General features: G+C 69.0%; 7 protein-coding genes and 1 pseudogene. 4 read left to right on the top strand and 4 right to left on the bottom strand.

Features of this window, described 5'->3' with window-relative positions; genetic code table 11:
• From VN520_RS13300 to VN520_RS13285, 4 genes and pseudogenes are all read right to left on the bottom strand, one after another.
• Positions 1-216: pseudogene (locus tag VN520_RS13300) on the bottom strand (hypothetical protein); the annotation flags it as partial.
• The gene (locus VN520_RS13295; RefSeq protein ID WP_325747098.1) at positions 216-3,305 is read right to left on the bottom strand and encodes an amino acid adenylation domain-containing protein; all 3,090 of its coding nucleotides are present in this window, start codon (positions 3,303-3,305) and stop codon (positions 216-218) included. The gene VN520_RS13295 and the pseudogene VN520_RS13300, both read right to left, overlap by 1 nt.
• 32 nt (positions 3,306-3,337) lie before the next feature.
• Positions 3,338-4,495, bottom strand: a complete 1,158-nt coding sequence (locus tag VN520_RS13290) for a cytochrome P450 (protein ID WP_325747097.1) — start codon at positions 4,493-4,495, stop codon at positions 3,338-3,340.
• 31 nt (positions 4,496-4,526) lie between these two features.
• Positions 4,527-6,521: a carbamoyltransferase C-terminal domain-containing protein gene (locus VN520_RS13285; RefSeq protein ID WP_325747096.1), complete on the bottom strand. Its 1,995-nt coding sequence runs from the start codon at positions 6,519-6,521 to the stop codon at positions 4,527-4,529.
• Positions 6,522-7,095: 574 nt separating this feature from the next.
• Between VN520_RS13285 and VN520_RS13280 the strand changes: the two genes are divergently transcribed.
• The 4 genes from VN520_RS13280 to VN520_RS13265 all read left to right on the top strand — a co-directional run bounded on the left by VN520_RS13280 (position 7,096) and on the right by VN520_RS13265 (position 10,912).
• Positions 7,096-8,232 carry a hypothetical protein gene (locus VN520_RS13280; RefSeq protein WP_325747095.1) on the top strand — a complete coding sequence of 379 codons (1,137 nt, stop codon included), beginning with the start codon at positions 7,096-7,098 and terminating at the stop codon, positions 8,230-8,232.
• A gap of 116 nt (positions 8,233-8,348) precedes the next feature.
• Entirely contained in the window at positions 8,349-8,885 is a 537-nt protein-coding gene (locus tag VN520_RS13275) for an NUDIX hydrolase (RefSeq protein ID WP_325747094.1), read from the top strand.
• 402 nt (positions 8,886-9,287) lie between these two features.
• The gene (locus VN520_RS13270) at positions 9,288-10,244 is read left to right on the top strand and encodes an endonuclease/exonuclease/phosphatase family protein (RefSeq protein ID WP_325747093.1); all 957 of its coding nucleotides are present in this window, start codon (positions 9,288-9,290) and stop codon (positions 10,242-10,244) included.
• On the top strand, positions 10,244-10,912 hold the full coding sequence (locus tag VN520_RS13265; RefSeq protein ID WP_325747092.1) for a 2'-5' RNA ligase family protein: 669 nt from the start codon (positions 10,244-10,246) through the stop codon (positions 10,910-10,912). Before VN520_RS13270 ends, VN520_RS13265 begins: the two co-directional genes overlap by 1 nt.
• The last annotated feature ends 19 nt before the right edge of the window (positions 10,913-10,931 follow it).

The raw sequence follows: 10,931 nt of genomic DNA, 5'->3' as shown, positions 1-10,931 counted from the left end.
GGGGTGCGGGCGCGGCCCGAGCCACAGATTCCCGGCGGCATCCACCGTGGTGGGGAGACCGGAGTTCTCGGCTTCACGGACCATGTAGCGGCGGGCTTCGAGGTCCGCTGGGCTGAAGCCGGGGCGGGTCACACCGCCGTTCTCGGACCGGCCGATCTGGGCGAGCTCCGTAAGGCGGCGCAGGAGCCGGTCTCGGTTTACGGGCTGCGCGGGCATCAGTTCACCTCTCCTTCCGACGCTGTCGGCGCGGCCGTGTGGTGGAGCTGGTGGGCCTCGGCTGTGTGAACGCACAGCTCCCCCAGACGCGGCGACCGGTCGACGGCATTCAGAGCGACCCTTGGGGGCAGGGAGAGGGTGCGGGCGAGCACGAGGGCGGCACCGGTCGTCCAGGCCAGCGTGTTGGGCAACTCGCTCGCGGCGTCGGCGGCCGGCTTCAGGCCCAGGGCATCGGTCACCTGCCGGCCGATGGCGTTGTCCACGGCGGCATGTCCGGTGTCGTGGCGCTTGGCCTTTCCGGGCGCCGGGAGCGCGGAGCGGTCGACCTTGCCGTTGGCGTTGAGTGGGACGGCAGGGATGGCGATCAGGTGGGTGGGGACCAGGTGGTCGGGCAGCCGCGTGGCAAGGTGCTGGCGCATCTGGCCGCTGTCGATCGGCGTGGTGGCGACGTAGTAGCCGGCCAGGGCCAAAAGTTCGCGGCGGCTTCCGACTGCCGTGACGACGGCCTCGGTGACCTGCGGGTGGCTGGTCAGCGCGGCCTCGACCTCGGCGGGTTCGACGCGGTATCCGCGGATCTTGACCTGCTGGTCCCGGCGCCCCAGGAACTCGATGCTCCCGCCGGGCTGCCAGCGGCCGACGTCGCCGGTGCGGTACATCCGGGCAGACGGGTCGGCGGCGAAGGGGTCGGCCAGGAATCTCTCGGCGGTCAGCTCTGGCCGGCCGCGGTAGCCGCGGACCACGCAGGCGCCGCCGATGTACAGCTCGCCGGGGACACCGACGGGCACGGGCTGCTGCTCCTCGTCGAGGACGTACATGGTGGTGTTGGCGATCGGGCGGCCGATCGGGACGAGCTCCACGCCGAGATCAACGGTGTCGTCGATCGTGTGCACGCTGTTGCCGACGGAGGCTTCCGTGGGCCCGTATTCGTTCAAGATCCGTGCGTGCCGGGTCGGTTCCCGGTCGCGCCAGTGCGCCAGGGTGCGGGTCGTGAACGCGTCCGCCCCCACCACCAGCATGCCGGTCAGTTCCTTGGCCTGCTCCGCGGTGAGGAGCTCGGCCAGCGCGTCGAGCTGTCCGGGGGTCAGTTTCAAGAATGCGAACGGAGCGTTCTCCGCCAGCACCTCGGTGATCTGGAAGAGGTCGGCTCCCTCCGGGATCATCAGAACGCGCTGCCCGGCGAGCAGTGGCGCGTACAGGTTCGGCACGACCATGTCGTAGGCGACGCTGGAGAACACTGCCCCGCCGCCGGTGCGCTCGCCGAGGTACTGCTCGACGCACCAGTGCAGGTAGTTCACCAGGCCGCGGTGTGGCACCTCGACGCCCTTGGGCAGACCGGTGGACCCGGAGGTGTAGATGACGTAGGCCAGGTCGTCACCGGTGACTTCCGGAAGCTCCGTCGGGGCGCCGGGATCAGGGTCGCCACTGGCCAGGTCCCGGATCTCCAAGGCCGTCCACGGGCCGTCCGGGGTACTGGCGGCGTAGGTGGCGTCGCTGAGCACCAGGGTGACCTTCGCGTCATGCAGCATGTGCAAGGTCCGGCTCTCCGGCGCGAGCGGGTCCAGCGGGAGGTAGGCGGCGCCGGTCTTCATGACCGCGACGAAGGCCACCAGCAGGTCCGCGTTCCGGCGCGCCCGGACTGCGACGATCGCCCCGCTGCCGATGCCGAGCTGGGCGAGCCGGGCGGCGACTCGGGCAGCGCGTTCGTCCAGGTCGCGGAACGTCAGCTGCTGATCCGGGTCCTGGACGGCGACGTGGCCGGGCATGCGGTGTGACTGGTCCTGCAAGAGCCGATGCAGCGGAGTCTGCAGGTCCCAGCCACGCTGCGGCCCCTGCCAGGCGGCCATCGTCAGGTTCTCGTGCGGCCGCGTCAGGATCTGCGGCTCAGCGGAGCAGGGCGGCAGTGCCAGGGCCGTTTTGTGGACCTCGTCCAGTGCTCGCATCTGCGCCGGGTTCAGGCGCGTGGAGACGAGCTGCAGCTCGGTGGTTCCGGTGCTGGGGCGGTGGATCAGGTGCAGCAGCACCGTTGCGTCCGCCGGGTGGGTGGTGGCCGGTCCGAGCGACGTGCCTCCCAGCGGGATGAGCTTGCTGGTTTCGGGATCGGCCAGGTCGGCGGCGGGCCCGTGTGTGTCGACGAGGACCTGGGTGTCCAGGACCTCCACCACGCCGAGCCTCCGAGCGACCTCGTAGAGGGTGGCCGAGGTTGTCGCAGCCAGCAGGGCGCGGCCAGCACCGACCTGATCGTCGTCGAGGCGGCCGGTGCTCTCGGTCGGCGGCACGGGGGCGCTGGTCACGATCAGGCGGTGACAGCTGCTCAGCTGGACGGCGATGTTCGGGGCCGGGCGACCGGTGGCCATACGCACCGCCGCGAGATGCGCATTGACCAAGGATTCCAGCGAGTGGCCGGTGCCGACCGGCACCCGGACCTGGACCAAGTCACCCAGAGAAGATACGGCTGTGCCGCCGGCCGAGTCCGTGGGCTCGGTGATCCAGAACCGGGGCTGCTGCGCCCCGTCCTGCACCTCTGCTACTGCAACAGTCGGCACGGCGGACGGCAGGGTCAGATCGGCTGCGTTCCGGTAGGAGACAGCGGCGGCCTGCTGGTGGTAGCGGTGCAGGACCATGGCCAGCGCCTGAGTCTGCTGCTCCAGGGTCAGTGCGGCCGGGTTGTGGACCAGCAGGAGAGCGGCGGCACCGGGGCCGGTGATCAGCCCGAGGCGTACGGCCGGCGACAGTGTCTCGGGATCGGGATCCAGCTGGGTGACCTCGTTCCCCCAGGCCGTGGCCAGCGCACCGACGGTCTTCGTCAGGGATTCCGCGGGTGCATCGCCGAGGTCGTGGACGGTCAGGGACGGCGGCTCGTCCAGGAACCGCCACACAGGCGTGGTCTCGCACAAGGTCAGCGCCTTGCACAGCCCGGGCAGATCCGTGGCCGCGGCACGGTAGGCGGCTTCGAGGCGTACGCGGTCGGGGACGAAGGAAAGCTGAAGGTGGACGACGGCGGCCCCGGCGCGGACACCTACGCGTAGCAGCGTCAGCTCGTCCGCATCCAGGGTCCCGGCCGGGGCCGATGACGTTGCGGAGGTGGTCATGGTGCTCTCTTTCGGCAGGGTGTGAAGGCCAGTCAGCTGAGCAGGGTGACGGGCAGGTAGTCGTAGCCCCAGGTGCGCAGAGAACGGGACCGTCGCCCGTCTCCGGCCGGGGCGAGCTGGGTCACGCGCTGCGCCATAGCGTCGAGCAGGCAGGTGAGGGTCAGCCGCGCAAGCCAGGCCCCGAGGCAGTGGTGTGAGCCCATCCCGAACGACAGGTGGTCGTTGGGCTGGCGCCCGATGTCGACCTGGTCAGGGGCGGGAAAGACGCTGGGGTCGCGGTTGGCGATCGGGTGCCAGGCCGTGATGCGCTCCCCGGCTCGGATCGTGGTGCCGCCGATGGTGAGGCCCTCGGTTGCTGTCCGCATCACGTTCAGGCTGGGCGCGCTGAGGCGCAGGACCTCCTCCACCGCGCCCGGTAACAGTTGACGGTCGGTGCGCAGTCGCTGCCACTGCTCGGGCGCCGAGATGAAGGTGCTGGCCGCGCCCACCAGCGCCTGCCGTGTTGTCTCGTGCCCGCCGGCGAGCAGCAGGTGCGCGTTGTAGAGGATCTGCTCCAGGCCGAGATTCTCCTGTTTGTCGGCGCGCAGCCGGGCAAGTACTCCGTCGCCCGCACCGGGACGGTGCAGGAGCTGCTGGAAGTAGAGGAACAGCTCAGTGTTGGCTTCGGCCACGTCCTGCTGGCTCGGTTCGGGCGCGGGAAGCGGGCCGGAGCTGGAGCCGAAGGCCGCGGCGGTCCACCGGGAGACCTGCTCGCGGTCGGTGGCGGGGATCCCGAGGATCAGACCGGTCAGGGTCAGGGTCATCCGTGTGGCCACGGCCGTAGCGAAATCGACCTTCCCGGCCTGGAGTACCTCGTCGATCACCGTGCGCGCCGTCTCGGCCAGCGGCTCCTCGAGGAAGGAGAGGGCCTGGGGTGTCATGGCCCGGCTGAGCGAGGCCTTCATCCGGCTGTGTGTGCGGCGGTCGGACTGCACGAGCATCCGGCCGCGGGCCGGCTGGTCGGCCTCGTGCAGCTGTCCGACGTGGATGCCGTACTGGCTGGAGACCTGCCGCCGGCTTCGGTACAGCTCTACGACGTCGGCATACCGCGTCAGCGCCCAAAACCCGGTACCAGCCCCGGAGTTCCAATAGACCGGGCAGTTGCGCTGCAATTCCCGCAGTTCTTCCAGACCTCCTGTGGTGGCGAACATGTCCGGGTCGGATAGGTCGATACCGGGCACGTCAGCCCCCGTGGTGGGGGTCGTACTGCGCCATCGGCAGTTCTGGGGCTGTGTAGGCGGGGATGGCGTCCCAGTCCAGCAGCGCCCGCCGGCGTAGGTCGAGCGCCATCGTGACTGCCCGGTCCGGCTGACAGCCGAGGTGCTCGGCGGCTTCCCGAAGCGGGCGCTGGCCAGTGGCCAGGTCGAGCAGGAGCGCTTCCTCCGGGTCGAGACCGGTGGTGCTGGCTCCCGGTGTACGGACTGGTCGCAAATCGAGGCAATCGGGGGCGGGGATCTCGATCGTGCCGATGAACAGCCGGTCGAGCTGGCTGCCGAAGAGGCAGTCGATCGCCTCCGCGGGGTCCTCCACGATGGGCTTGCCCCGCACGTTGAAGCTGGTGTTCAGCACCATCGGGATACCGGTGAGCCGCTCGAACTCCGCAATGAGCAGCCGGAAACCGCCGGGCAAGTCCGCGGCCACGGTCTGCAGTCTGCAGGTGCCGTCAACGTGGGTGATCTCCCGCACTTGCGGCGCCTTGTCGGGTCGAACGGGGCAGACCAGGAGCATGAACGGGCTGTCGTGGCAGGGCAGGTCGAACCACTTCGTCGCCTGCTCCTGGAGGACCGAGGCAGCGAACGGCCGGAAGCCTTCGCGGAACTTGACGCGGGCGTTGAGACGATCCTTCATCCCGGCAATCCCCGGGTGGCACAGGATCGAGCGGGCTCCCAGGGCTCGCGGGCCGAGTTCGGCGCGGTCCTGGAACCAGCCGACGATCTCTCCGCGTGCGACGGCGGCGGCCGCTGCTTCGGCGGCGCCGCGCTCGTCGGCGTGCGTCACCGGGTCCAGGCCGGTCTTCTGCGCGAGGGCCTGGATGGTGTCCTGCTGGCCGGTGACCTGAGATGGTCCGAGGTAGACGTGGGTCATCCGCGAGGCGAGTGCGGGGGCGGCGCGGCCGAGCAGGACTCGGTCGGCGTACAGGGCAGCGCCGACGGCGTTGCCATCGTCAGTCGCAGCGGGGAACACGAACAGATCCTCAGGCTGCAGCTCCGCGGCGATGCGTGTGTTCAGGGCACTGTTGAGGAAGCAGCCGCCGGCCAGCACAAGGCGGCGGGTGCCTGCTTCCTGCATCGTCCGGGCGGCCATCGCCAGACAGGCGGCCTCGAACTCCCGCTGGAGCTGAGCGGCCAGGTCGAAGTGCTGGTGGTCGAACCCGCCCCCGCTGCGTGAGGGGCGAAGCAGGTAGCCATCGGTGGTGCGGGTGGCGAAGCCGAGGTCGGCGAGGTGAGCGGCGGCCCCGTCAAACCGGATCTGGTCTCCGTCGGTGTGGATGAAAAGCGGCTCTTTCGACAAGGGCTTGCCGTAGCTGGCCAGTCCCATCGTCTTGCCGGCGTCGTCGTAGGTGGACCCAGGCTCGGCAAAGCCGAGAGCGAGCGTGACAGCCCGGTAGACCTCTCCGATGCCGGACAGATCGGTCGGGATCCACAGGTCACCGTCTCGGCGGCGTCCGGCGATCCTGCTGGAGGGCCGTACCGTTCGCCACAGCAGCCGGGGCTCGCCCGTCGGCTGGAAGAGGAACGCGCTCTCCTGCTCGCGGGCATTCTGGCCGATACGTGAACCGTAAGCGTCGATGACGAGCGCGGCGGCCGGACGGTCTGCGGTGCTGCAGTAGAACGCGGCGCTGGCATGGGCGAGGTGGTGCCCGGGGTGGGGCAGCGCGAGCGCAGATGCCGGGTCCGTGAGCAGCCCAAGGCTTTCCAGCAGCCCGTTCTCCTCGCCCTGGCTGCGGGTCTCGGTGGAGGTCGCGATCCAGCGATCGACGTCTCGTCGGCCAAGGTCCTGGTCAGCGAGGACAGCGTCGATAAGGCGGGCCATGGCGGCGGGATAGGCGTGGTGGGCGACGACGCCGCGCTTCACACCGGTGATGCGCTCCAGGGCTAGGGCCCCGCGAACTTGTCCGTCCACGATGAGCGCCGCGGCGCTGTCGTGGCTCATGTTCAAGCCGACGATGACGGTCATGAGGCTCCTCTTGAACAGGCGGAGAGCAGTAGGAGGCCACCGGTGCGAGAGGGACCTGATTGGCCGTCAATCCAACTGCTGTCAAAGCCCTTTGAGGGTGCTAGGTGTGTCTGCGTAGCCGCTAGGGATCGGTGCTGTGCAACCTGTGCAACCCGCTGCGGCCCCTCCCCGTCTGCCGCCTAGGGCCGGGATGATCGAGCCACTTCCCGGAACTGACCCGGGACAATTGGCCACGCGGTGTACATTCTCCGTCACTCTCTGATGCATCGTTGTGTTGAAGGGCTGCCCTATGGCTCGGTCAAAAGAGCTCTCACCCAATCACCGGCTCGGACATCTGATAGCCGAGACCGGATGGGACAACGTCGGTGTTCTCGCTGACCGCGTGAACCGGCTACTCCACCAGGCTGGCAGCCGCCGCGTGATCCACCGCACTACCCCGTACAAGTGGCTGCGTGGGCACGTCCCGAGCGGCCCCGTGCCGGCTCTCGTCGTCCGAGCGTTATCGACCGCCCTGGGCAGGGACCTCACATTCGATGACGTCTGGGTCCACCGCGGCCCGACTACTGTCACCGAGGTGATCCGCGCACACGAAGGGCTCGATCAACCCTGGGACACCACCGGCCTGCACAAGCTGCTGAAGGAACTGGATACGGTGCCCGCACGCCGGGTGGTGCTGGCCGCCACAGGAACCGTCCTGACAACGCTTGCCTGGCAATCTCTCGCCGCCCCTATTCCCCGTCTCATTGCCCCTCGCAAGCCGACCACCGCGGTCCCGCCATCCGCACTGCGGATCGTGGACAGTCTGGTCTCCTCCGCGCAGGCCGCTGACGACAGGGAAGGCAGCTCCGCCCGGCAGACCATCAGCATGTCCGTCCCGATCATCGTGAAGCTGCTCCAAGAAGGCGACTACTCCCCCGAGACCGGAGCCCACCTGGCCCGATCTCTTGCCCAGATCTGCCAGACCCTGGCCTCCATGCACCATGACGAACTCGCTGCTGGCATTTCCCAACGCCTCTACCTCATGGCCTTGCGAGCCGCCCATGCCGCAGGCGATCACGCTCTCGTCGCAAGCATCCTCGCCCGCATGTCAGGGCAAGCGGCTGACTACGGGCAGGCCGCCGATGCCGTCCAACTCGCTGCGACGGCCACCGAGGCTGCCGCGCACGCCGCACCGAGCGTGCGAGCACTCGTCGCCGCCCGTAAGGGCATCGCCCACGCCAGCGCCCGCGAACTGGACGCCTTCGAGGCATCGATTGACGACAGCAACCGCTTCTTCGAACAAGCAGATCTCCAAGCTGAGGTCCCCTCCTGGGCCGGCCGCACCGACCGGACCGAACTCGACGCCATCGCCGGACGTGGCCTGGTCATTCTCGCCGCCAAACGCACCGCTGACCCGTTGGTGGTGTTACCCCGGGCATCCGAGCTCTTACAGGCCAGGGCACAGACACCGCTGAGTGGCGACTATCAACGCTCCGCCCTACGTCACGGAGCCCTCTACAGCCTGGCTCAGGCCCAGCTCGGCAACCTGGACACCGCCGTCGACGCAGCCGAGACCGCCCTCACCCGGCTTCCGGCCGTTGCATCCACCCGAAGCGTGATGCTGCTACGCGATCTTGCCTTCTTCCTTGACCGGCACAGCTCCGCATACCCACGGGTCCGCACGATCGTTCACGAAATCAATGGCCACTGCCGGCGTCTTCATCTGCGCTAGATGTCACCCACGTGACGCGTCACTATGTTCCAGCCCTGTGGCTGGAGAGGCTGGAGAGCCCACCAAGCAACGCATCGTGCCTCTGCTGGCAAGCACAATCACTCGGAGGAGTGAGCATGATCAACGGCTGGAGTACGGTCTCATCGACCGTTCAGTACACGGGAGTCCGGGTGGTGGTACGCCGCGATTCGGTCTTGCGCACAGACCAAAGTCTGGGGACCTACGAGTACACCGAGTCGGTCGACGGCGTGCGCGTCGTAGCCCTCGACGAGCAGGGCCGGATTGCCCTGGTGGAAGAGAACGTCTACGTGTGCGGTCAGCGGCTGCTGATGTGTCCTGGCGGCGGATGTGAGCCTGGTGAGGATCCGCGCGCAGCTGCACGCCGGGAACTGGCCGAGGAGGCGGGCATCCGTGCCGCCGAGGTCGAACTGCTGACGATGATGTGGCGAATGCCCGCTGGGGCGCGTACGCGCGAGCACCTCTTCCTTGCGCGGGACTTGAGCCTCGGCGAGCACCATCGGGACGCGAGTGAGGCTGACATGGAACTGCGCTGGGTCGCGTTGGAAGAGGCGGTAGCGATGTGCGGCGACGGTCGAATCACCGAAGCTGGCACCCTCGCGGCAGTCTTGCTGACCGCGCAGCACCGCTGCTAGCCCAAGGACATGAGTCGCGGGTCAGAGACGACCGGTGATGTCTACGGCGGCATCGGGCCGTGCGCCCGCCTCCGTCTGACCGCCCCCGTCACGGATGTGGGCCCACACGGGGTGGGTCCGGCCAGCGGCCGCACCTTCGCCCGGCTACTCGCCACCCCCGAGCAGACGGCCGCGCTCCGGGGCTGGGGTGAGAGCGGCTACCAGCAGGCCGAACTCGCCCCCCGATGGGCGCACGAAACGATGGGGCATCCCCCGCACGGCGGCGGTTCCGGTCACCGAACTCCACGCGACGGGCACGTGAGCGCGCCGTTCGCCCTGGCACGCGCCCCGCCTGTGCCGCCGGCTCGTCGAGATCCAGCAGACCGCAGTCACGACTCACAGCGAACATCAGGAGGGGACTTCGTGCGGACGATACGTCTTGCCAACCTCAACGCCTACAAGCTCGGCCGCGACACGATCGAAACCGCGTCGTGGAAGGCACGCGTGACCGCCATCGGCGAGATCGCCCCAGACATCCTGGCCCTCCAAGAGGTGGTCGTTGACGAGACCCGGCCGTCCGAGGAATGGGCGACCGAGGCGTCGACGGTCATCCAACAGCTCGCCGCGGAGACCGGGCTGAGCGCGACCACCGTGCGCGCCGACGGCACGCCGGGGCCCACCGCGATGGCCAACAACCTGGCGCGCGGCTGGTACACGGCGCTCCTGTGGAATCCCGCCATCGCCAAGCCGGTCGCAGGAGGCTTCCGCCCGTACGGCTCGCCGGACTTCTGGCACGGCTTCACCACGGTGCGCTTCGACATCGGGTCCGTTGAGCCGGTCACGGTCGCCTCCTACCACGGCGACCCGTTCCGCGGGAACTGGCGCCGCGACGAAGCGTTCCGGATCAAGAGCGTCTTCCGCACCACCGGCGGCGCCAAGCCCGGCCTCGCACTGGGGGACTTCAACGCCCTGTCGGCAGCGAAGGCCAATGGCCCGGACAGCGAGCCCTTCTACGACCCCGAGCCCTACCTCGACCATGACCACGATGATCTGGAGTACCAGCTGCTGGAGGGAACGATCGGCAAGGAGCAGCTGGCCGACCGCCGCCAGAGCGAGGTGCTCCTGCGGCGCGGGTTCATGGTGGACGCCGCCGCCCACCTGAAGGTGCCGTGGCAGGCAACGGTCGGCCACTGGGAAGACGGGCGCGGCGACCCCGACCCGTGGGGTGCGCGCCGTATCGACCTGGTGTACGCCACCCGGCCCGTCGTGCCGGCCCTGGTCAGCTACAGGACGCACACGAGTCCGGCCGCGAGGGAAGCCTCGGATCACCTGCCGGTGATCTGCGAGATCGACCCGTCCAGGATCAGCCGGGAGCGGTGATGCGGCGATTCATGGGCCCCCAGCGGCTATGGGGTAGCGAGGACGGGCCGGAAGAGGACTGGATCAAGCCGCACGTGCTGTGGCTGCCGCAGCATGACCGGCAGGTCCTGGACTACTTCGGTCGGCTGCGCGAGGTCGTCGCCCGGTTCCCGGACGTGATCACGCCGATCGCCGACGAGGACCTGCACATGACGATCCAGTCGGTTCGCCAGCTGAACACCGACGGCGCACGCGTGGACGCGGACCAGATGGCCCGGGCTGCCGTCCTGGTCCAACAAGAGCTGGACGGGATGAAGCCGTTCGACCTCGTGATCGGCCCGACCCGGGCGTCCGGTTCCGCGGGCATCGTGGAGATCTGGCCGGAAGCAGGCCCCGCTGAGCTCAACCGGCGGGTGCGCGCGGGCCTGGAGAAGGCTGGCATGGTGCTCCCGCCGCCCGAGGAGCACTTCTGGCCGCACATGTCCTGTGGCTACGGGGTGCAGGACACCGACACCCCGGAGCTGGCGGCCCGCTCGGACCGGTTCGCGTCGGAGATCGGCAAGAGCATCCGGCCGGGCCTTCGTACAACCGCACGAGTCGACACGGTGTGGCTGGTGTGGGAGAGGCAGCGACCTGACCGGAACACCTACACCTTCTCGCGCGAGTACGCGCTGTACCTGAGCGCCTGACGTGGTGTCCGCCGGGGGA

This window comes from Streptomyces sp., from assembly GCF_035563135.1.
In the GTDB taxonomy this organism is placed as follows: domain Bacteria; phylum Actinomycetota; class Actinomycetes; order Streptomycetales; family Streptomycetaceae; genus Streptomyces.
This window is presented reverse-complemented; position numbering and strand designations above follow the sequence as displayed.

Bases quoted from the DNA above. Each gene is read 5' to 3' on its own strand.
- VN520_RS13295 (WP_325747098.1), bottom strand. From the start codon at position 3,305: ATGACCACCTCCGCAACGTCATCGGCCCCGGCCGGGACCCTGGATGCG.
- VN520_RS13290 (WP_325747097.1), bottom strand. From the start codon at position 4,495: ATGTTCGCCACCACAGGAGGTCTGGAAGAACTGCGGGAATTGCAGCGC.
- VN520_RS13285 (WP_325747096.1), bottom strand. From the start codon at position 6,521: ATGACCGTCATCGTCGGCTTGAACATGAGCCACGACAGCGCCGCGGCG.
- VN520_RS13275 (WP_325747094.1), top strand. From the start codon at position 8,349: ATGATCAACGGCTGGAGTACGGTCTCATCGACCGTTCAGTACACGGGA.
- VN520_RS13265 (WP_325747092.1), top strand. From the start codon at position 10,244: ATGCGGCGATTCATGGGCCCCCAGCGGCTATGGGGTAGCGAGGACGGG.